This is a genomic window from Pseudorhodoplanes sp., from assembly GCA_032027085.1.
Lineage (GTDB): Bacteria > Pseudomonadota > Alphaproteobacteria > Rhizobiales > Xanthobacteraceae > Pseudorhodoplanes.
In genome coordinates this window covers 3179501-3199617 of record JAVSMS010000001.1, presented here as the reverse complement: position 1 = coordinate 3199617, position 20117 = coordinate 3179501, and the positions used below count along the sequence as shown (strand labels likewise).

Sequence of the window (20117 nt, the reverse complement as noted above, 5' to 3'; positions counted from 1 at the left end):
GCCTCAATAATCGGGCCCGGCTTTCGCCGGGCCCGATGCTTTCAGAGTTTGAAGCTTTCCAGCGTCCCGGGATGGAACAGATCCTCCGGCTTCACCAGCCGCGACGATAGCCCCTGCGCATGGTGCTGCTTAAAGAAATATTCCAGCGTATGGCGGTTCGCCTCGACGCCGTAGGACCAGTAATCGTCGCCCATCAGGTCGCGCGCTTCCCTCAAACGTTCTTCGACAAAAGGCAGCGTCACCTTCGTCGCCGAGGTTTCGCCAAGATGCGCCAGCGCCTTCGCCTTTGACTGTTCGAAGGCCTTGAACACCGCGCCCGGCAACCACGGATGCTTGTCCGCAAGCTCACGCCGCACGCCGACAATGTGCATGATCGGAAACAGCTTGGTGCGCTTGTAATAATCCTTGGCCGCCGCCACCGGATCTGGGAAAAGCCAGCCGACATTCGGCGTGTTGGCCGGCAGCGCGGGCGCGCGCGGCGCCATGAAGGCGTCGATCTCGCCAGAGGCCAGCATTCCGGAAATCGTCTTGCCTTCCGGCGCAGTTTCCAGCCGCACGTCCTTCGGTAAATCGAGCTTGATCTTTTCCGGGCGTCCCGGCTCCTCGATCCCGCCGCGCACCCAGGTGACGTCTGACGGCTTCACCCCGTAATCGTCTTCCAGCATGGCGCGCGCCCAGACCATGGCAGTCAATTGATATTCCGGTAGCCCGAAACGCTTGCCTTTCAGGTCTTCCGGCTTCTTGATTCGGTCGGTGCGCACCCAGATGCAGGTGTGGCGGAAGGCGCGCGACAGAAATGCCGGTACGCCGACATACGGAAAATTGCCCTGCGCGGTTTTCACCGTCGAGCTCGACAACGACAATTCGCAGATGTCGAATTCCTGCGCCCGAAACGCGCGGAAGAAAATCTCCTCCGGCGACAGCGTCATGAACACCGGGTCGACACCGTCGATCTGGACGGCGCCGTCGATCAGCGGGCGATTGCGGTCGTAATCGCCGATGGCAACGGAAAGACTGAGCTTCGACATGTATGCTGACTTCGCGTGAACTGACAACGTCTTGCTTTAGGCGAAAGCGACGCAAGAAGCAAAACAGAAAGCCATTCACATCCCGATTGCGGGCATGTTTGCTGGCATGGGCCCGGCCGGTGCCATGTCGAGAATCCGAAGCTGCACGCGTTCGGCGCCCTGCCAGCGATCCACGCTTAGACATCCCGCGATGTGAACCGGCTGGCCGCGATTTGCGATCAGCGCCCTGCCGAGATCGTTGTCAGCGGAGCGAAACGAGATCGCATTCAGCATGGCGCCGTCCGCAGCCCGCAGCCGCACCCGTACATGCTTTTCGCCGATCACATCGGCGAAGGCGATGGCGTGATTTGGCAGGGCGAAAACCGGCTCGCCATTTCCGGCACCAAAGGGACCGGCCTGTGCAACGGTGTTGCAGAATTCGACGGTGGCGGCCGCCGCGGCAAGGGCTCCATCGATCAACAATGCATCGTCGCGCCGCGCAGCTTCGACCGTGTTTCCGAGCGCGTCTTCCATAAAGGCGCGGAACGCAGCCAAGGCGTCCTTGCGCAGGGTAATGCCGGCGGCCATGGCATGGCCGCCGCCCTTCAGAAGCAGTCCCTCCGACACTGCCCGCCGTACCGCCTGGCCCAGATCGACGCCAGCGATCGAACGCCCCGAGCCGGTGCCGACGCCTTCGGTGTCGAGCGCGACGGCAAAGGCCGGCCGTCCGAAGCGCTCCTTCAGCCGCGCCGCGATCAGCCCGACAATGCCCGGATGCCAACCGCGCGCGGCGGTGACAACGACCGCACCCTTCTCCTCCAATCCCAACGCGGCGAAAGCTTCGGCCTCCGCCTCGACGAGCATCTGCTGCTCCATCGCCCGCCGTTCGCGATTGAGGCGATCGAGTTCGGCGGCGACCCGCGCCGCTTCGATAGGGTCTTCTTCCAGCAGGAGATTGGCGCCGAGATCGGCGCGGCCAATACGACCACCGGCGTTGATGCGAGGCCCGAGAAGGAAGCCGAGATGAAACGGTTCCGGCGGACCATCCAGACGCGCGGCATCCATCAGAGCGGTCAGGCCGACATTGCGTCGTCCGCGCATCGCGATCAGGCCCTTGGCGACGAAAGCGCGATTCAATCCCCTCAGCGGCACAACGTCGGCGATGGTGCCGAGCGCGACGAGATCGAGGGTCGACAACAGATCGGGTTCCTTCCGGTCGCCCGAGAAAAATCCGCGTGATCGCAATTCACGATTGACCGCAACAAGCGTGAGAAAAACGAGACCGGCCGCCGCCAGATGTCCGAGCTGCGACAAATCATCGGGCCGATTCGGATTAACCAGCGCCAGCACATCGGGGAGCGCATCGCCGCACTGATGATGATCAATGACGACAATATCGAATCCGATTTTCTTCGCTTCCGCCAAAGCTTCAATGCTGGTGGTGCCGCAATCGACCGTGACCAGCAGCGACGCTCCACGTTCGCGCAGCGAGCGGACAGCCTCGATGTTCGGGCCATAGCCTTCGAAGATGCGGTCGGGGATGTGAATGATCGGAGACAGGCCGCAATAGCGCAGATAGCGTGCCAGCAAGGCGGACGAGGTGGCACCATCGACATCGTAGTCGCCGAAGATCGCAATGCTCTCACCGCGCATGATGGCATCGGCGATGCGCGACGCCGCTGACGCCATGGCGGTGAGCGTACTGGGGTCCGGCAGCAGGGTCTTGATCGTCGGATCAAGAAAGCTGACGGCCTGATCCGGAGTCACGCCACGACCGGCCAGAATGCGCGCAAGCAATTCGGGCATTCCATGGCGTTGTGTGATCGCCAAAGCCTGCGCGGCCGCGCGCTCGTCCAGCCGGTCCCGCCAGGCGCGGCCGCAGACGGAACGTTCGACGCCGAGAAAATGCCGCGCGGGCATTCTCGGCGCGGTGGCCAAAGCAAGTGACATGGACCCCGACCAGGCGATTTAGAAGAGCTTGCGATACTGGATGAAACCGGAGCGATCCGCCAGCCTGTCGTAAAGGGCGCGTGCGGTGTGATTGTCTTCCTTGGTCAGCCAGTGCACGCGGCTTGCACCCGCCTCCCGCGCCGCGCGCTCCACCGCCTGGATCAACGCACGCCCTGCGCCTTTGCCGCGCGCCGCCTCCGACACGAACAGATCCTGCAGATAGCAGTAATCGCCGATAGTCCAGAAGGAGCGATGGAACAGGTAATGCACGATGCCGACCAGATTGCCGTCGGCATATGCACCGAGACCGAACATGGGTTCGGCCGAATCATGCATGCGCCGCCAGGCGGCTTCTGTCACCTCCGCCAGCACCGCTGTTTCGTAAAAGGCGAGATAGCCGTTCCAGAGCGGTTCCCAAGCGGCGCGCTCGTCCGGCCGCAACGGTCGAACGTGCAGATCGCCACTCGACATCGCCCGATCAATCCAGGTGGAATTTGTCGAGCTGACGATGCTCGGCAAAAATCTTGCGCACCGTTCCGGTGACCGAGCGCATCACCACCGTTTCGGTCTCGATGATGCTTTTGCTGAATTTCACGCCGGTCAGCATCGGTCCTGTGGTGACGCCGGTCGCGGCGAACAGGCAATCGCCCTTCACCATGTCCTCGATCTCGTATTTCTTGTTGGGGTCCTTGATACCCATCTTCAGCGTGCGCTCACGCAACGCTTCGGAATCAACCACAAGGCGGCATTGCATCTGGCCGCCGATGCAGCGGAGCGCCGCGGCCGCCAGCACGCCTTCCGGCGCGCCGCCAATGCCGAGATAGATGTCGATGCCGGTCTTGGGTTCGGCGCAATGGATGACTCCGGCCACGTCGCCGTCGGAGATCAGGCTGACCGCCGCCCCGGTCCTGCGCACCGCTTCGATGATCTTTGCATGCCGCGGCCGATCGAGCAGGATCGCGTTGATTTCGGAGGGTTTGACGCCTTTGGCTTTGGCGAGGCTAATGATGTTTTCGTCAGCCGGTGCGTCGAGATCGATTGTGCCTTTCGGATAACCCGGGCCGATGGCGATCTTGTCCATGTAGCAATCGGGCGCGTGCAGCAGCGTCCCCGCCTCAGCCATCGCCAGCGTGGCGATCGCGCCCGGCATGTTCTTGGCGCAGAGCGTCGTGCCTTCCAGCGGATCGACCGCTATGTCGACCTTCGGACCAGTCTTGGTGCCAACCTGTTCGCCGATGAACAGCATCGGCGCTTCGTCCATTTCGCCCTCGCCGATCACCACCGTGCCGTCGATAGGAAGCTTGTTGAGCTCGCGGCGCATCGCATCGACCGCCGCCTGATCCGATGCCTTGTCCTTTCCGTGGCCGCGCAGGCGGGCGGCCGAAACGGCGGCGCGCTCTGTTACACGCACGATCTCCAGCGACAGAATGCGCTCCAGAGCGTGTTGCGCAGGCACCGTAATGGTCAACGACGACATCAGTGAAATCCTTTTCTTCCCCGACTTTCCAGTCTTGTCCCCGGCTTCCCGCCGCTCTTCTATCGGTTTTTTTCGATGCGGATCAATTGCGGCTCGCCGGTTATTACCTTGTCCGCCTTCACCGCGGCCAAAGCGCGGCGGACAGCATCCTCGGTCGTGGCATAGGTGATCAAGATCACCGGAACCGGAGCGCTGACCGCACGGGCATCCTTGCCGCCTTCCGGGCCGCGGTGGCGCTGCACAATCGATTCCAGCGAGATTTGCTGCTCTGCGAGACGGGTGGCGATGGTCGCGGCAGTGCCCGGTTTATCCAGCGCAAGCAGCCGGATGTAATAGCCGCCCTCATGCAATTGCATTGGCGCCTTGCCGGCGGCGGCAAGCCGGCCTGACGGCTGGCCGAACGGGGCGATGCGCGTGCCGCGGGCAATGTCGCCGATATCGGCGACGACTGCGGATGCGGTGGCCGCGCCGCCAGCGCCCGGCCCCACCAGCGTGATCGGCGGAAAGCCTTCGGCGTCGATCGTCACCGCGTTGGTCACGCCCATGACCTGCGCGATCGCGGATTCCTTCGGCACCATGGTCGGATGCACGCGCTGCTCGATGCCGGTGTCCGTTCTCACGGCCACACCCAATAGCTTGATGCGATAGCCAAGCTCGTCGGCGGCCGCCAGATCGGCCGAGGTGATCGACGAAATGCCTTCGACATACACCGCGTCGAAATCGACTTTGGTGCCGAAGGCGATGCTGGCCAGAATGGCGAGCTTCTGCGCGGTATCGAAGCCCTCGATATCGAAGGTCGGATCAGCTTCGGCATAGCCGAGGCGCTGCGCATCCTTCAGACAATCCTCGAAGGATAGCCCCTCCTGCTCCATACGGGTCAGGATGTAATTGCAGGTGCCGTTGAGAATGCCATAGACGCGGCTAATCGCATTGCCTGCAAGGCCCTCGCGCAACGCCTTGACGATCGGAATGCCGCCACCGACTGCCGCCTCGAAATTCAGGGCGACCTGATTTTTTTCGGCCAGACCCGCCAGTGTAATCCCATGCTTCGCCAGCAGCGCCTTGTTGGCAGTGACGACGGATTTACCCGCACCCAGCGCGGCTTCGATCGCAGCCTTCGCCGGATCTCCCTCGCCGCCCATCAACTCCACAAACACGTCGATGCCAGGATCGCGCGCCAGCGCTATCGGATCGTCGAACCAGCGCACGGATTTCAGATCGATGCCGCGATCCTTGTTTTTCGCGCGTGCCGTCACCGCCACGACTTCAACCGGCCGGCCGCAGCGCGCGGCGAGCGCCTGCTGATTGTCACGGATCAGACGGATGACAGCGGCGCCAACAGTTCCGAGTCCGGCAAGACCCACTTTCAGGGGCGCGACCATTTGAAAATTCCGAAAAGCAAGAATGGCGCCTCAGCGCCGTGTGGCAAGAGGAACGACGTTGTGCAATGTCTGGGCGCCGGTTTCAAGGAAACGGCGGATATTGCGTGCGGCCTGGCGGATGCGATGCTCATTTTCGACGACGGCAAGGCGCACATAATCGTCGCCGTGCTCGCCGAAGCCGATGCCCGGCGCGACCGCAACCTCCGCCTTCTCAACGAGCAGCTTTGCAAATTCGACGCTGCCCAGAGAACGGAACTGCTCGGGCAGCGGCGCCCAGGCGAACATCGAGGCGGACGGCGTCGGAATATGCCAGCCGGCGCGACCGAAACTATCAACCAGCACGTCGCGGCGCTTGCGATACGTGTCGCGCATCTCGCGGATGCAATCTTCCGGGCCGTTCAGTGCGGCGGTTGCCGCAACCTGCACCGGCGTAAACGCGCCGTAATCGAGATAGGACTTCACCCGCGTCAGCGCGGCGATGATGCGGTCGTTGCCGACCGCGAATCCGATGCGCCAGCCCGGCATCGAGAAGGTTTTCGACATCGAGGTGAATTCGACGGCAACATCGAACGCGCCCGGCACCTGCAGGATCGAGGGCGGCGGGTTGTTGTCGAAATAAACCTCGGCGTAAGCGAGGTCCGACAAGACCATGAGTTCGTGCTTTTTCGCAAAAGCCACGAGGTCCTTGTAAAAATCGATATCGGCCACATAGGCGGTCGGATTGGCCGGATAGCAGACCACCACCGCTATCGGCTTCGGTATCGAGTGAATGACCGCTCGCTCGAGTGCGTGGAAGAATTCCGGGGTGGGCTCCGACGGTACCGAGCGGATCACCCCGCCGGCCATCAGGAAGCCGAAAGCATGGATCGGATAGCTCGGATTGGGAACGAGCACGACATCGCCCGGCGCGGTGATCGCCTGCGCGACATTGGCGAATCCTTCCTTGGAGCCGAGCGTGGTGACGATTTGCGTGTCGGGATTAAGCTTCACGCCGAAGCGGCGGCCGTAATAGGCCGCCTGCGCTTTGCGCAGGCCCGGAATACCCTTGGACGATGAATAGCGGTCGGTGCGCGGCTTGCCCAAGGTCTCCTTGAGCTTCTCCAGCACATGGGGCGGTGCCGGCAGGTCCGGATTGCCCATCCCGAGATCAATGATGTCGGCGCCCGCATTCCGCGCCGCGGCCTTGGCGCGGTTAACCACCTCGAAAACGTAAGGAGGCAGGCGGCGGATGCGATGAAATTCTTCCATGGTTGCAGGGCTTTCTGGCGCCCCGGCCAATGGGCCGGCTCGGGCGTCTGGAATCAAGCTTTTATCACGGGTTCTTGCTTTGGCCAGTATTGCGGTTGCGCACCCTGATAAGATCCTTTTCCAGGCGCTTCTGCTGCTCCTCATCGAGCAGGGGCTGTGCCCTGGCCGGGGGCATATCGTGCACTGCGGGATAAGCCGGCTGAACGGTCGGCCGTGCCGGGGCGCCCTCGGGAAGCCCTCCTATATTGTGGGGAATATGGTCGATCTGCGCGGTACTGCAGCCGGCCATCAAAGTTGCGGCCAAAAACAGCACCGGCCAAAGGGCCCGGCCAAGAGCACGTTGCAGTTTTATAGGCACACTCGGCCGGCGTCGCGACATCAGATCTTAGTCCGCGGAGGGTATCAGCCGCCCCTATCGGGCCAATATGACCAAAGCAAGGATGCAAAAACAGGCGGTTAACGGCGAATTGAGCCCTTCTGCGGTCCTATTCTTGCTTAGAATCAATGCGCAAGGGGCTCAATGCTCAATGCAAAGGAGCTCAAAAGTGAGCTGGAGGAAAGCGGCAGACAAAGCCGCGAGCGCTCGGGTTGATGATGAACAAGGTGCCGGAGAAACCGGTCGTTGCTGAAGACGGCACGGTCGATGTGGAGCGCTTCGCGGGGAATCTCGCACGCTTTGTCGAAGAAGGCGGCAAGGCGCTTGCCGCCTATCTGAAGCCGCGCGAGGAAGGCAGGGCCCGCGACGACTTTGCCGACCAGATCAATGATGCGGTGAAGACGCTCGGACAGGTGCTGGAATACTGGCTATCCGATCCGCAGCGCTCGGCCGAATTGCAAATCTCGCTCGGCCGTTCCTATCTCGAACTCTGGGGCTCGGCCGCCAAGCGCCTCGCCGGCGAAACTGTTGAACCGGTCGCCAAGGCTGATCCCAAGGACAGGCGCTTCGCCGACCCGGAATGGTCGTCAAACCTGTTCTTCGATTTCCTGAAGCAGCTTTATCTGCTCTCGACCGACTGGGCCGACCGGCTGGTCAGAAATGCAGACGGCCTCGATCCGCATACGCGCCAGAAGGCGGAATTCTATATCAGGCAGATCACCAACGCGCTGTCGCCGTCGAATTTCGTCCTGACCAATCCCGAATTGCTGCGCGAGACGTTGACCTCTAATGCCGAGAATCTCGTCCGCGGCATGCAGATGCTCAGCGAGGACATCGATCCGCATGGGCATATCAACATACGCCAGTCCGATCCGTCCATCTTCGAGCTCGGCCGCAATCTGGCGCTGACGCCTGGCAAGGTGATCTTCCAGAACGAGTTGATGCAGCTCATCCAATATGCGCCGGCGACAGAAGCGGTGCTGAAGACTCCCCTCCTCATCGTGCCGCCCTGGATCAACAAATTCTATGTGCTCGATCTGACGCCCGAGAAATCCTACATCAGATGGTGCGTCGATCAGGGGCTCACCGTTTTCGTCATCTCCTGGGTGAATCCGGACGAGCGTCTCGCCGATAAAGGATTTGAGAATTACATGCGCGAGGGGCCGCTGGCCGCGCTCGACGCCATCCGCGACGCTACTGGCGAGAGCAAGGTGCATACGGTCGGCTATTGTGTGGGCGGCACGCTGCTCGCCATCACCCTCGCCTACATGGCGGCGACGAACGACGACCGCATCCTGTCTGCCACCTTCTTCGCTGCGCAGGTCGATTTCCGCCATGCCGGCGACCTGAAAGTCTTCGTCGACGAAGAGCAGCTCAAGGCGCTGGAACAGAAGATGCAGGAGCGTGGCTATCTCGACGGCCGCTACATGAAGACCGCGTTCAATCTGCTGCGGTCGAACGATCTGATCTGGCCCTATATCATCAACAATTATCTGAAAGGCAAAGCTCCCTTCCCCTTCGACCTGCTGCACTGGAATTCCGACGCCACGCGCATGCCGGCTGCCAATCACTCTTTCTATCTGCGCAGTTGCTACCTCAACAATCTGCTCACCCGCGGCCAGATGGAGATCGGCGGCGTTCGTCTCGATTTGAAGAAGGTCACCGTCCCCATCTATGATCTCGCCACCCGCGAGGATCACATTGCCCCGGCGAAATCTGTGTTTCTCGGCGCGCAATATTTCGGCGGGCCGGTGCGCTTTGTGCTGTCGGGCTCCGGGCACATTGCCGGCGTGGTCAACCCGGTCGCCAAGGCGAAGTATCAGTATTGGGTGGGTGACACGCCGGCCGGCGAATTCGAAGACTGGATGACAAAGGCGGTCGAGCACAAGGGATCGTGGTGGCCGGACTGGCTCGCCTGGATCGTAGCGCAAAATGTCGAACGTGTGCCGGCGCGAAAACCGGGGAGCGGCAAACTCAAACCCATTGAGGATGCGCCGGGCAGCTATGTGCGCGTGCGGTCGTGATCGTCCGCCGGCGCATCCGTCACATCATGAACGTCACCAGTCCGCTCTGCAGATCATAAACACCGCCGACGACCTTGGCCGTACCGCCACTCACCGCCTTGGCGACGATCGGCTTGGCCGTCTTGAGCTGCGCGACCGTGCGCTGGACGTTGGCGCGCACTGCCTTGTTCACCATATCGTCACTCCCCTTGACGCTGCGCACAGCGGGAATGATCGGTGCCACCACCCGGCCGATAGAGCCCGGAAATTTGGCATGGTCTTTCACCGCCTTCACCGCGGCGTCGACGGCGCCGCATTGTGTGTGACCAAGAACCACGATCAGCGGTACCCCAAGGACTGCGAGGCCGTATTCAATCGAACCGAGACTGACGGGATCGACTGTGTTGCCTGCCACCCGGGTGATGAACAATTCGCCGAGCCCGCGACTGAATACTTGCTCCGGCGGTGTCCGAGAATCGGAACAGCCGACAATAATCGCGAAAGGCGCCTGCCCCTTGGCTAGTTCTCCGATGCGGGCCGGCGCGCCGGTCGCGGCGCAGGAACCCTTCACAAAGGCGTCATTGCCTTCCTTCAGCAAGGCAAGTGCCTGATCGGCGGACAAAGCGGTTTTCGGCATGGCGGACGCGGCATGGACCTGCCGGACAAACGGAGCCAGCGACGCCGCCCCGCATGCACAGACAGCACCATGGAGAAGACGACGGCGTGACAGCATGAAGACCTCCCGGAACAACCTGCGGCCACTCTATCCTTGTCTGACCGATTCGCCGGATTATTAGCGCCAGCGCAAAGGGTGGGATTTTAGAACGTACAGGCGCTACACTCTCCGTCCGGCTTCGACGCAAATGGGAGGCAATCGTGTCACGCGAATTATTCTGGCTGACGATGACGGTCATTCTGACCGGCCTGCTGTGGTTGCCCTACATCATTGACCGCATCATGGTCCGCGGCCTGATGAAGACCCTGGACAATCCCTCTCCGAAGGATAAGCCGCAATCGCCGTGGGCGCAGCGGCTGTATTTCGCCCACACCAACGCGGTCGACAATCTCGTTATCTTTGCGCCGCTGGTCTTGATCCTGGATTCGCTCGGCCGGCAGACACAGACCACCGCCATCGCCTGCGCGGTGTATTTCTGGGCGCGGCTGGCGCATGCGATCGTCTATGCGCTCGGCGTGCCGGTGCTGCGCACCCTCGCCTTCGCGGTCGGCTTTCTGGCGCAGGCGGCTTTGGTGCTGGCGGTGTTCCGGCTGCTTTGATCACCGGACGCAATTGAGCAGAAAGCGCGGGCCGCAAGACCCGCGCTTTTTTTGTTTCTGGCTGCGACGGGCTACCTGTCGAGGAAGATCGCGTGGACTGCCTAATTCACAAACGCCGAAATCCGGGCGGCGACGTCGCGCAAGGCCGGAAGAAAAGCATTGCACATGTCTTCGCGCGTGGTCCGCATCGCATGCGCCGACAGATTGAGCCCCGCCACCGCCTGCCCGCGCCGGTCGACAATAGGCACGGCGATCGAGCGCAAGCCGGTCTCCAGTTCCTCGTCGACAATGGAATAACCTTGCGCGCGATCGGCGCGGATGCGTGCGAAAAGCGCCTGCGGCTCGGTGATGGTGTTCGGTGTGTATTGCGCAAGACGCACTGACGTCAGCCGCCGCCAGATTACGTCGTCGGCGAGGCAGCCGAGCTGGACGCGCCCCATCGAGGTGTGGAATGCCGGCAGGCGGCTGCCAACCGAGATCGCCACCGACATGATACGGCTCGCCGGCACGCGCGCGACATAGACGATCTCGAAATTCTGCAGGATCGCGGCCGAGCTCGATTCATGGATGCGCTCGCTCAGCTCCTTCATCAGCGGCACCGCGTGATCGATCCAGTTCTGGGTCGAGAGATAGGAGAAGCCGAGATCGAGGATGCTCGGCGTCAGCGAGAAATGCCGGCCCTCCTGCGCCACATAGCCGAGTTCGGTGAGCGTGCGCAGGATCCGGCGGGCGGTCGCGCGCGAGACCTGCGTCGCGGCAGCGGCCTGCGACAGCGTCATCGCCGGACGGTGCGGGCCGAAGGCGTCGAGCACCGCGAGGCCCTTGGCCAAAGTGGTCATGAATTCCTTGTCGTCGGCCGCACCAGGACGGCCCGCACGGGGTGATCCTGGGCCGGAAACGGCTGTCTCCGGCAGGGATGTCAGATGGGAAGCCATGCGGAATCCTATTCGCATAACGAACTCAGGTTCGATTATCGAACCAGGCTGCCGCAAATTCAAGGCTGGCAAGGCCGCCACCGGCCTCGCCAGGATCTCGATTTCAGCATTGGGTGCGGTGTCTAGGACGCCAGCTTCACCGGAATTTTAAGATAGTGGACGCCATTGGATTCGGCGGGGGGAAATTTGCCGGCGCGGATATTGACCTGGATCGAGGGCAACAGCAGCAGCGGCGCCGCCAGCTTGGCGTCGCGCGCTTCGCGCATCGTTACGAATTCATCTTCGCTGACGCCATCGCGAACGTGAACATTGCGCGCGCGCTCCTCGCCCACGGTGGTCTCCCACGCATATGAATCCCGGCCCGGCGCCTTGTAATCATGGCACATGAATAGGCGCGTCTCGGCCGGCAGACTGAGGATCCATTGGATCGAACGGTAGAGCGAACGTGCATCCCCGCCTGGAAAGTCGGCGCGGGCGGTTCCGTAATCCGGCATGAACATTGTGTCGCCGACGAACACGGCGTCCTCGATCTTGTACGACACGCAGGCAGGCGTATGGCCAGGCGTATAGATGATCTCGACGTCGAGCCCGCCGATCTTGAACCGCTCGCCGTCCTTGAAGAGATGATCGAATTCAGTGCCCTCGCCCGACACATCGAGCGCATTGAAGACCGGTCGGAAGATGCGCTGCACGTCGCGAATATGTTCTCCGATGCCGACCTTGGCGCCGGTTTTCAGCTTGATGTACGGCGCGCCCGACAGATGATCGGCGTGCGCGTGAGTTTCGAGTACCCAGACGATCTTGACCCCGGCTTGTACGGCGAAATCCAGGATCGCATCGGCGGAAGCGACCGACGCCTTGCCGGAGCGATGATCGAAATCCAGCACCGGGTCGATCACGGCGCCCTCATGGGTGGCGGCGTCCCAGACCAGGTAGCTCACGGTGTTGGTCGGTTCATCGAAAAAGGCCCTGATCTCGGGCCTGCGCGGTGTCGTCATGGCAAACTCCTGTGCTGACCTTGACTTATATATTATGGTACCCTAATTTAGCAATATCTAATCAGGAGCATAGTCTTGACTACGAAACGGGCTGCCGACCTCGCTATTTTCGAGAAGAAAGTGGGGGATGCCGCGCGCCTGCTCAAGCTGGTCGCCAACGAGAAACGACTCCTGGTCCTCTGCCGTTTGATCGGCGAGGAGGAAATGCCGGTTGGCGCCCTTGCCGATGCGGTCGGGCTCAGTCAGTCGGCGCTGTCGCAGCATCTCGCCATGATGCGGGATAACGGCCTCGTCGGAACGCGGCGCGATGCACAGACAATCTTCTACAGATTGACCGATCCGAAAGTCGCGCGGCTGCTTCAGCTCCTCAAGGATATCTACTGCCCGTGATCCCGAGCGAAAGCTCGCAACACCAAGAAAAGGAATACAAGATGAGCGATCTGAAAGCTGTTCAGCCGCATGAGGCGGCCCGCCTGATCCGCGAAGGCGCGGTGGTGGTCGACGTCCGCGAAGCCGACGAGCATGCGCGCGAGCGCATCGCCGGCGCGCGTCACCACTCACTGTCGAAGATCGACGCCGAAAGCCCCGTTCGGGCGGGTGACGATGTGCTGATCTTCCATTGCCGCACCGGCATGCGCACCAAGGCCAATGCTGCGAAGCTCGCCGAGGCGGTGCAGGGCTGCAACGTCTATGTGCTGGAAGGCGGGCTCGACGCCTGGAAGAAGGCCGGCCTGCCGGTCGCGATTGATCGCAAGCAGCCGATCGAGATCATCCGCCAGGTGCAAATCGGAGCCGGCAGCCTTGTTCTGATTGGCGTTTTGCTCGGTGCGCTGGTCAATCCCTTCTTCTACGCGCTGTCCGGATTCGTCGGCGCCGGATTGATCTTTGCAGGCATCACCGGCTTTTGCGGCATGGCAAAGGTGCTGGCCTTTATGCCGTGGAATCGCAGGGGCGCCGCAGCAGCGTAAGGCGCGTTACCCCGACATGATCGAGTTTCAGGACATCCTGTCGGTCCTCTCCGGCAGCGCGGTTGGTTTCATTCTTGGCCTGATCGGCGGCGGCGGCTCGATCCTCGCCGTGCCTCTCCTGATTCATGTCGTCGGGGTGCCGTCGGCGCATGTCGCGATCGGAACCAGCGCGGTGGCGGTGGCGTTGAGCGCGGCCTTCAATCTCGCCGGGCATGCACGCGCACGGACCGTAAAATGGCCTTGCGCCATCGTGTTCGCGCTTTCCGGCATTGCCGGCGCAGCGGCCGGCGCGCAATTCGGCAAGATGATGCCGGGCGGACCATTGCTCGGCCTGTTCGGCGCGCTGATGGTGATCGTCGGCCTCCTGATGCTGTGGCCGCGCCGCACCGACGGCGACCCCGAAGTCAAACTCACACGCGCCAGCGCGCGCAAGCTTTTGCCCCGTCTCGCCGCCTGGGGCTTCGGCGTCGGCGCCTTGTCCGGCTTTTTCGGCATCGGCGGCGGCTTTCTGATCGTGCCCGGCCTGATCGGTGCGACCGCGATGCCGCTTCTCAACGCCATCGGCTCCTCGCTGGTGTCGGTGAGCGCCTTCGGGCTTACGACCGCGACGAGCTACGCGTTCTCCGGTCTTGTGGACTGGCGGCTGGCGGCAACCTTTGTTGCCGGAGGCATGATCGGCGGCGTGTTGGGCATCGCACTAGCGCGACGGCTGGCGCCCTACAAGCGGGCGCTTTCCCTCACCTTTGCAGGCATCGTCATCAGCGTCGGCCTGTACATGAGCTATTCCGCGCTGATGCACTGACGCTCACGGAAACAGCGCAACCTGTTCCAATCCCGTCGTCTCGGGATAGCCGAGTACCAGATTCATGTTCTGGATCGCTTGCCCCGAGGCGCCCTTCACCAGATTATCGAGCGCAGAGATCACAATGGCGCGGCCGGGAATGCGGTCTTTGGCCACGCCGATGAAGGTCATGTTTGAGCCGCGAACGTGCCGCGTCTGCGGGGTCTCGCCGAACGGCAGGACGTGCACGAACGCCGACTTCTCGTAGAACTTCAATAGTATCGCATGAAGGTCTTCCGGCGTCTTGCCGCGCCGGCCGCGCACGTAGATGGTCGAGAGGATGCCGCGGTTCATCGGCACCAGATGCGGGGTGAAGGTGACGATCACCTCCTTGCCGGCGGCGAGCGAGAATTCCTGATCCAGTTCAGCCATATGCCGGTGATGGCCGACGCCATAGGCGTGGAAGCCTTCCGACACCTCCGAGAAGAGCATGGCTTCCTTGGGCGAACGCCCCGCCCCGGTCATGCCGGACTTGGCGTCGATCACGATCTCGTCGGTCTCGATCGCCTTCGCCTTCAGGAGCGGAGTCAGCGGCAATTGCGCGCCCGAGGTGTAGCAGCCGGGATTGGCGATCAGCCGCGCATTCTTGATCTCGCGCCGGTGGACTTCCACAAGGCCGTAGACGGCCTCCTTCTGCAGCTCCGGTGCGTGGTGCTCATGGCCGTACCATTTGGCGTAGGCGGCCACATCGCGCAGCCGGAAATCGGCAGACAGGTCAACGACTTTCGCGTCAGGCTTCACCGCAAAGATCTGCGAAATCACCTTCTGCGTGGTCGCATGCGGCAACGCGCAGAAGATCAGGTCGAGGCCGGTGGTCTTCCAATCGACGTCATCGATGGACACCAGCGTCGGCAGATCGAACGGCGAGAATTGCGGAAACACGGCGCGCATCTCCTGCCCGGCCCGGCGGTCGGCGGTGAGCAGCGCGATCTCGGCGCGCGGATGCCGCAGCAACAGCCGCACCAGTTCGGAGCCGGTATAGCCTGAGGCGCCGAGCACCCCGATCTTCGCCTTCGTCGCCATGTCGTTTCTCCAAGCTTCGCCAGCGGCTTACGCGAGCCGCCATGTTCAATCAACCGGCGCCGCCGGGACATGACAACCGCGAATTTCGGGAGAAGAAACGCCGCGGAGCCGATGTCCGGCGGCACGAGACGATCACGCGCAAGCACGCACCCGTGCCGCGCCGGCACGGCGGCGGAACGAGAATGGGCGCGCCTTCGTCATGGCGCGCCATATAGGACCGCCTCGAGGCGGCGTCAATAATGACCAGGTTTCAAGGATTTGGTCCGTTGTTTCACGTGAACAAATTCCTAGTGCGCACGCGACCGCTGTACGCCCGGACCTGGAATCCAGCGGCTCTGCCATTTGCCTGCTCTTAGATCCTGCCGTTTGTCCTGCTCTTAGATCTGCCGTTTGTCATGCTCATAGAAATGCACTTCCTCGGGCGCGAGGATGGCCCGAGCGTCGCCTGATCTGCGCCGAGCATGCGTGTCCTCGCGCGAGCAATCGCATAGCTCAGGCGCGCTCCAACTGGCACACAGTAGAGACGAAATGGCAGGCCAGGATACCCGGCTAGTTCCTTGGCACGCCCGCGATCTGCAATCCCTCTCCCAGCCGGTCGATGAAGCCTGGCGTAAACGGCCAGGCAGCGCGCGCGCCGGTCACGGTAAGGCTGTCGTCCTTGCGCAACAGCGTTCGCGCCTGCCGGCGGGATTGGGCTCTCTCACCCGCGAGCGCGGTCGAGGCGACCAGCACGCGTTCGGCCCAGAACGAATCCGGCACCGCCTGCACACCGCTCTGTACCCAGCGCGCCGCGCGGTCATAGCGACCGGCGTTGAAATGCGCGCAGCCCATGCCGATGAAAGCGAGATGCCGCATCGGCTCGAACGGCATCACCCGCAGCGTCATCTGCATCTCGCGCAGCGCCGCTTCGTCATCGCCCTGATAGGCGGACAGCCAGGCGCGCCTGATCCAGGCCCAGGGTGACCACGGCTCCATCGCAAGCGAACGCTCGATCAAGCGGTCGGCCTCCGACAAGCGGCGCGCCAGCGTGAGCGCACCGCTGCAAAGACTGAGCGCGAGCGCATCGTGCGGCGCGAGCCGCGCCGTCTCGTCGGCGAGCTTCAGCGCATGCGCGCGATCGAGCTGCGGCGTGTCGCTGAACCCGTGTGCGGCGCGCTGCGCCCAGCACCAGGCCGCAATCGCCTTCGGCAAGGCGTAATGTGGGGCAATCTCCTGCGCGCGTTCGACATCGTCGAGTGCCGCACGATTCGATTCCGGCCCGACCATGAATGCGGACGAAAGCGCGCGCCAGCTCAGACGCAGCGCTTCATCGTCGATCTCGTCATTCGGAGTGTCGCCCCGCGCCGCTTTCAAGGTCTGCGACGGCAATTCGCCGAATTGTTTCCGGTATTGCCCGGCGAAGCGACCAAGCTCGCTGAAACCGTTGGCGCTGGCAATGTCGGTGATATTCGCTTCGCCGCCCGACGCCAGCAATTGCTGGCGCGCGCGCGCAAGCCGCGTTCTGCGTACCCAGCCAAGCGGCGTCGTGCCGAGATGCATCTTGAAATGCGCTTCCAGCGTGCGCGGCCGCACGCCGGCGACTGCGGCGAGATCGTCGAGCGCGACAGGCTCGTCCAGCCGCGCATTGAGCCAGTTCAGCGCGCGCGTGACGCTTTCCGGCAGCGCCGCGCGCTCGCGCGGCGTCAGGCCGTCATGCTCAAGGGCATTCCACTGCTGGCCCATCGGACCTCCCGAAAAGTCCTTAGCTTTCGACGCTGCCTAAAGTCTTCGTGTCCCGGCGCCGCCCAACGGTTCGCGCCGCGCAATCGCAAAAAAATTCAATCCGATTGCGGTTTCTGCATGTCGCTGCGGGCGCTGCATAGCAGCGTTCCGGTCGAAAGGCCAGTAGAGCGGCAAGCCGGCGATCCCGCCGGCGCATTTTGGAGATCATATCATGGCTCAGGCCCAAGCTGTAGTAGCCCCTCCCGCCCCCGATCTTGCCGCCGTCAAAACGCGCCAGCAGGCCGCCTGGTCGTCGGGCGACTATGCGGTCGTCGGCACAACCCTGCAGATCGTCGGCGAAACGCTGTGCGAGGCGCTCGATCTTCGCGCCGGACAGCGCGTGCTCGACGTCGCTGCCGGCAATGGCAACGTCTCGCTCGCCGCCGCGCGACGCTGGTGCGACGTGGTTGCGACGGATTACGTGCCCGCCCTGCTCGGACGCGCGCGCGAGCGCGCCGAGGCCGAGCGGCTCGACATGTCCTTCAAGGAGGCGGACGCGGAAAGGCTTCCGTTTGCAGACGGAAGCTTCGACGCCGTCGTGTCGTCCTTCGGGGTGATGTTCACGCCGGACCAGGACAAGGCCGCCGCCGAAATGCTCCGCGTGTGCAAGCGCGGCGGCAAGATCGGCATGGCCAACTGGACGCCGCAGGGATTCATCGGCCAGATGTTCAAGACGCTTGGCGCACATCTGCCGCCGCCGGAAGGAGTTAAGTCGCCCGCCCTCTGGGGTACACGCGAACGGCTCACTGAACTGTTCGGCAATGAGGCCGCATCGATCGTCGCGGAGCCGCGCAACTTTGTCTTCCGCTATCGCTCCCCCACGCATTTCCTCGATGTGTTCGCGACCTATTATGGCCCTGTGCTGAAGGCGCTGGCGGCCTTGCACGAGACCAGGCGCAAGGCGCTGATCGCAGATCTGCACGGCCTCATCGCGAAATTCAATCGCGCCGACGACGGCACGATGGTGGTGCCCGGCGAGTATCTCGAGATCGTCGTTACGCGGCGCTGACGCCGCGTAATTTTCCCCCGTAACGCACGAAAGGAACAATGCCATGACGTCCATGTCGCGCTTGATTGCTCTCGCACTCGCATTAAGCCCCGCATTCGTCGGAGCATCGATGCTGCACGCGAGTGACTCCCATCACACCGTGGTGTCTGCCGACGCCATCACATGGGGCAAGGCGCCGCCCTCGCTTCCGCCCGGCGCGCAGGCCGCCGTGCTGCTCGGCAACCCCGGCAAGGAGGGCCCGTTCGTTTTGCGGCTCAAATTCCCCGCAAACTTTGTCGTCCCGCCGCATCGGCATTCCAAGGACGAGTTCGTCACCGTCATTTCGGGGCGCTTCTCGATCACCTCCGGCGAGAAGGTGGACCGCTCAGCGATCAAGCCGCTGCCGCCCGCGAGCTTCTTTCACCTACCCGCAGGCATGCCGCACTATGCGATAGCCGAGGAGGAAACGATCGTGCAGATCAATGGCACAGGTCCGTTTGATGTGACCTATGTCGAGCCCGCCGACGATCCGCGCATGAAGTGACCGGAAGCTGCAGGCTCGCCCGTTGCAACACGGTATGCCGGAAAAGACAACGCGAAGGCCGCCCGGTCCGGTGCGGCCTTCGTTCAGTCACCTCTCGTCTGAGCAATGGCCAGACTTGCGGCCTCGCCGCCCCTATTCAGGCTGCCAGTCCCTGGGCGTCGAACATCCCTTCGAACAGGACCGTTGAAAGATACCGTTCGCCGGAATCCGGCAGCACCACCACGATCGTCTTGCCGCTATTCTCGGCCTGCTGGGCTAAACGCACTGCGACGGCGGTTGCCGCACCGCTCGAAATTCCCGAAAGAAGCCCCTCTTCACGCGCAAGACGCCGCGCAAACTCGATAGACTCCTCGTTCGAGACCTGCTCGATCGCATCGACCAGCGACAGGTCGAGCACGTCGGGAACGAAGCCTGCGCCGATCCCCTGAATCTTGTGAGGTCCGGGCTTCAGCGGCTGATTGGCACGCTTCTGGCTCAGAACCGGGCTTGCGGCCGGCTCGACGGCGACAGACAGAATGTTTTTGCCGCGGGTTCGTTTGATGTGTCGCGACACCCCCGTGATGGTGCCACCGGTCCCGACGCCGGAGACCAAGATATCAATCGCCCCGTCCGTGTCGTTCCAGATTTCCGGGCCCGTCGTCTGCTCGTGAATCAAGGGATTGGCCGGATTTCTGAATTGCTGCAGCAGCACGTAGCGATCGGGATTCGACGCTACCAGTTCCTCGGCCTTGGCGATCGCGCCCGGCATGCCGCGCGCTCCATCGGTAAGGACAAGCTTCGCCCCAAAGGCCGTCAGCAGTTTGCGGCGTTCGATGCTCATGGTCTCGGGCATGGTCAAAGTGAGCGGGATGCCACGCGCCGCCGCGACGAAAGCCAGTGCGATCCCCGTATTGCCACTGGTCGGCTCGATCAGCTCCTTGCCGGGACCAAGCAGGTTACGCCTCTCCGCATCCTGAACCATCGCCGCGCCGATGCGACACTTGACCGAATAGGCGGGATTGCGCCCTTCGATCTTGGCCAAGACCGTGGCCCTGGTATTGCCCGCGACGCGGTTGAGGCGAACCAGCGGGGTGTGGCCGATCGACTGCGCGTTATCTTTGAACCATCCAGCCATACGCCATTGCTCCTTGTCTCACGGTGCCGAACATTCCGATTGGCGACTTCGGTTGCGCATCAATGTCACATCTCGGCATCGACCTGATTGCTTTCGGACAATCGGCGAGGTCGCTTTGCAAATTTGAAACAAAGATCTCTTTGAACCCGTCGAAGGAGAATTTTACGTTTGTAACCGGCCTTCTCGTGAGCATAAAACTCAAGCGCATCCCGTGCGGATGACACGCA

General features: G+C 62.6%; 19 protein-coding genes. 7 read left to right on the top strand and 12 right to left on the bottom strand.

From position 1 onward, the window contains the following. Nucleotides 1-41: 41 nt before the first annotated feature. From RO009_15435 to RO009_15410, 6 genes are all read right to left on the bottom strand, one after another. A complete protein-coding gene (locus RO009_15435; GenBank protein MDT3686428.1) occupies nucleotides 42-1028 on the bottom strand; it encodes an ABC transporter substrate-binding protein in 987 nt (328 codons plus the stop codon). 75 nt (nucleotides 1029-1103) lie between these two features. Next, a complete protein-coding gene (recJ, locus tag RO009_15430) occupies nucleotides 1104-2957 on the bottom strand; it encodes a single-stranded-DNA-specific exonuclease RecJ (GenBank protein ID MDT3686427.1) in 1854 nt (617 codons plus the stop codon). A gap of 18 nt (nucleotides 2958-2975) precedes the next feature. Continuing rightward, the gene (locus RO009_15425) at nucleotides 2976-3428 is read right to left on the bottom strand and encodes a GNAT family N-acetyltransferase (GenBank protein MDT3686426.1); all 453 of its coding nucleotides are present in this window, start codon (nucleotides 3426-3428) and stop codon (nucleotides 2976-2978) included. Nucleotides 3429-3435: 7 nt separating this feature from the next. Continuing rightward, nucleotides 3436-4434: a class II fructose-bisphosphatase gene (glpX, locus tag RO009_15420; GenBank protein ID MDT3686425.1), complete on the bottom strand. Its 999-nt coding sequence runs from the start codon at nucleotides 4432-4434 to the stop codon at nucleotides 3436-3438. Nucleotides 4435-4493: 59 nt separating this feature from the next. Then, nucleotides 4494-5816: a homoserine dehydrogenase gene (locus RO009_15415; GenBank protein MDT3686424.1), complete on the bottom strand. Its 1323-nt coding sequence runs from the start codon at nucleotides 5814-5816 to the stop codon at nucleotides 4494-4496. Between the two features lie 30 nt (nucleotides 5817-5846). After that, nucleotides 5847-7064 carry an LL-diaminopimelate aminotransferase gene (locus RO009_15410; GenBank protein MDT3686423.1) on the bottom strand — a complete coding sequence of 406 codons (1218 nt, stop codon included), beginning with the start codon at nucleotides 7062-7064 and terminating at the stop codon, nucleotides 5847-5849. Nucleotides 7065-7655: 591 nt separating this feature from the next. Between RO009_15410 and phaC the strand changes: the two genes are divergently transcribed. Continuing rightward, nucleotides 7656-9464, top strand: a complete 1809-nt coding sequence (gene phaC, locus RO009_15405) for a class I poly(R)-hydroxyalkanoic acid synthase (GenBank protein MDT3686422.1) — start codon at nucleotides 7656-7658, stop codon at nucleotides 9462-9464. A gap of 19 nt (nucleotides 9465-9483) precedes the next feature. On the opposite strand, the gene RO009_15400 is transcribed toward phaC, so the two are convergent. Further along, nucleotides 9484-10176 carry a carbonic anhydrase gene (locus RO009_15400; GenBank protein ID MDT3686421.1) on the bottom strand — a complete coding sequence of 231 codons (693 nt, stop codon included), beginning with the start codon at nucleotides 10174-10176 and terminating at the stop codon, nucleotides 9484-9486. A 143-nt stretch (nucleotides 10177-10319) separates the two neighbouring features. On the opposite strand from RO009_15400, the gene RO009_15395 reads away from it, so the two are divergent. Continuing rightward, on the top strand, nucleotides 10320-10718 hold the full coding sequence (locus RO009_15395; protein ID MDT3686420.1) for an MAPEG family protein: 399 nt from the start codon (nucleotides 10320-10322) through the stop codon (nucleotides 10716-10718). Nucleotides 10719-10819: 101 nt separating this feature from the next. Here the strand turns inward: RO009_15395 and RO009_15390 are convergent, their stop codons facing one another. Further along, nucleotides 10820-11653, bottom strand: coding sequence for an IclR family transcriptional regulator C-terminal domain-containing protein (locus tag RO009_15390; GenBank protein MDT3686419.1), 834 nt, complete (start codon nucleotides 11651-11653; stop codon nucleotides 10820-10822). Nucleotides 11654-11775: 122 nt separating this feature from the next. After that, on the bottom strand, nucleotides 11776-12651 hold the full coding sequence (locus RO009_15385; GenBank protein MDT3686418.1) for an MBL fold metallo-hydrolase: 876 nt from the start codon (nucleotides 12649-12651) through the stop codon (nucleotides 11776-11778). Nucleotides 12652-12726: 75 nt separating this feature from the next. Here RO009_15385 and RO009_15380 point away from each other — a divergent pair, with 75 nt between their 5' ends. The 3 genes from RO009_15380 to RO009_15370 are packed head-to-tail and all read left to right on the top strand — an operon-like array spanning nucleotide 12727 to nucleotide 14421. Further along, the gene (locus RO009_15380) at nucleotides 12727-13041 is read left to right on the top strand and encodes a metalloregulator ArsR/SmtB family transcription factor (protein MDT3686417.1); all 315 of its coding nucleotides are present in this window, start codon (nucleotides 12727-12729) and stop codon (nucleotides 13039-13041) included. A gap of 41 nt (nucleotides 13042-13082) precedes the next feature. Next, on the top strand, nucleotides 13083-13619 hold the full coding sequence (locus tag RO009_15375) for a rhodanese family protein (protein MDT3686416.1): 537 nt from the start codon (nucleotides 13083-13085) through the stop codon (nucleotides 13617-13619). Nucleotides 13620-13635: 16 nt separating this feature from the next. Continuing rightward, nucleotides 13636-14421 carry a sulfite exporter TauE/SafE family protein gene (locus RO009_15370; GenBank protein ID MDT3686415.1) on the top strand — a complete coding sequence of 262 codons (786 nt, stop codon included), beginning with the start codon at nucleotides 13636-13638 and terminating at the stop codon, nucleotides 14419-14421. A 3-nt stretch (nucleotides 14422-14424) separates the two neighbouring features. Here RO009_15370 and argC read toward each other — a convergent pair whose 3' ends face one another. Both argC and RO009_15360 read right to left on the bottom strand, forming a co-directional pair. Further along, a complete protein-coding gene (gene argC, locus RO009_15365) occupies nucleotides 14425-15483 on the bottom strand; it encodes an N-acetyl-gamma-glutamyl-phosphate reductase (GenBank protein MDT3686414.1) in 1059 nt (352 codons plus the stop codon). Between the two features lie 549 nt (nucleotides 15484-16032). Beyond that, nucleotides 16033-17205: an AraC family transcriptional regulator gene (locus RO009_15360; GenBank protein MDT3686413.1), complete on the bottom strand. Its 1173-nt coding sequence runs from the start codon at nucleotides 17203-17205 to the stop codon at nucleotides 16033-16035. Between the two features lie 211 nt (nucleotides 17206-17416). On the opposite strand from RO009_15360, the gene RO009_15355 reads away from it, so the two are divergent. After that, on the top strand, nucleotides 17417-18253 hold the full coding sequence (locus tag RO009_15355) for a methyltransferase domain-containing protein (protein ID MDT3686412.1): 837 nt from the start codon (nucleotides 17417-17419) through the stop codon (nucleotides 18251-18253). A 109-nt stretch (nucleotides 18254-18362) separates the two neighbouring features. Next, nucleotides 18363-18776: a cupin domain-containing protein gene (locus tag RO009_15350; GenBank protein MDT3686411.1), complete on the top strand. Its 414-nt coding sequence runs from the start codon at nucleotides 18363-18365 to the stop codon at nucleotides 18774-18776. A 136-nt stretch (nucleotides 18777-18912) separates the two neighbouring features. Here the strand turns inward: RO009_15350 and cysK are convergent, their stop codons facing one another. After that, a complete protein-coding gene (gene cysK / locus RO009_15345) occupies nucleotides 18913-19890 on the bottom strand; it encodes a cysteine synthase A (protein MDT3686410.1) in 978 nt (325 codons plus the stop codon). Between the last annotated feature and the right edge of the window lie 227 nt (nucleotides 19891-20117).

Bases quoted from the DNA above. Each gene is read 5' to 3' on its own strand.
- RO009_15435 (MDT3686428.1), bottom strand. From the start codon at position 1,028: ATGTCGAAGCTCAGTCTTTCCGTTGCCATCGGCGATTACGACCGCAAT.
- recJ (MDT3686427.1), bottom strand. From the start codon at position 2,957: ATGTCACTTGCTTTGGCCACCGCGCCGAGAATGCCCGCGCGGCATTTT.
- RO009_15425 (MDT3686426.1), bottom strand. From the start codon at position 3,428: ATGTCGAGTGGCGATCTGCACGTTCGACCGTTGCGGCCGGACGAGCGC.
- glpX (MDT3686425.1), bottom strand. From the start codon at position 4,434: ATGTCGTCGTTGACCATTACGGTGCCTGCGCAACACGCTCTGGAGCGC.
- RO009_15415 (MDT3686424.1), bottom strand. From the start codon at position 5,816: ATGGTCGCGCCCCTGAAAGTGGGTCTTGCCGGACTCGGAACTGTTGGC.
- RO009_15410 (MDT3686423.1), bottom strand. From the start codon at position 7,064: ATGGAAGAATTTCATCGCATCCGCCGCCTGCCTCCTTACGTTTTCGAG.
- phaC (MDT3686422.1), top strand. From the start codon at position 7,656: ATGATGAACAAGGTGCCGGAGAAACCGGTCGTTGCTGAAGACGGCACG.
- RO009_15400 (MDT3686421.1), bottom strand. From the start codon at position 10,176: ATGCTGTCACGCCGTCGTCTTCTCCATGGTGCTGTCTGTGCATGCGGG.
- RO009_15390 (MDT3686419.1), bottom strand. From the start codon at position 11,653: ATGGCTTCCCATCTGACATCCCTGCCGGAGACAGCCGTTTCCGGCCCA.
- RO009_15385 (MDT3686418.1), bottom strand. From the start codon at position 12,651: ATGACGACACCGCGCAGGCCCGAGATCAGGGCCTTTTTCGATGAACCG.
- RO009_15375 (MDT3686416.1), top strand. From the start codon at position 13,083: ATGAGCGATCTGAAAGCTGTTCAGCCGCATGAGGCGGCCCGCCTGATC.
- RO009_15370 (MDT3686415.1), top strand. From the start codon at position 13,636: ATGATCGAGTTTCAGGACATCCTGTCGGTCCTCTCCGGCAGCGCGGTT.
- argC (MDT3686414.1), bottom strand. From the start codon at position 15,483: ATGGCGACGAAGGCGAAGATCGGGGTGCTCGGCGCCTCAGGCTATACC.
- RO009_15360 (MDT3686413.1), bottom strand. From the start codon at position 17,205: ATGGGCCAGCAGTGGAATGCCCTTGAGCATGACGGCCTGACGCCGCGC.
- RO009_15355 (MDT3686412.1), top strand. From the start codon at position 17,417: ATGGCTCAGGCCCAAGCTGTAGTAGCCCCTCCCGCCCCCGATCTTGCC.
- RO009_15350 (MDT3686411.1), top strand. From the start codon at position 18,363: ATGCTGCACGCGAGTGACTCCCATCACACCGTGGTGTCTGCCGACGCC.
- cysK (MDT3686410.1), bottom strand. From the start codon at position 19,890: ATGGCTGGATGGTTCAAAGATAACGCGCAGTCGATCGGCCACACCCCG.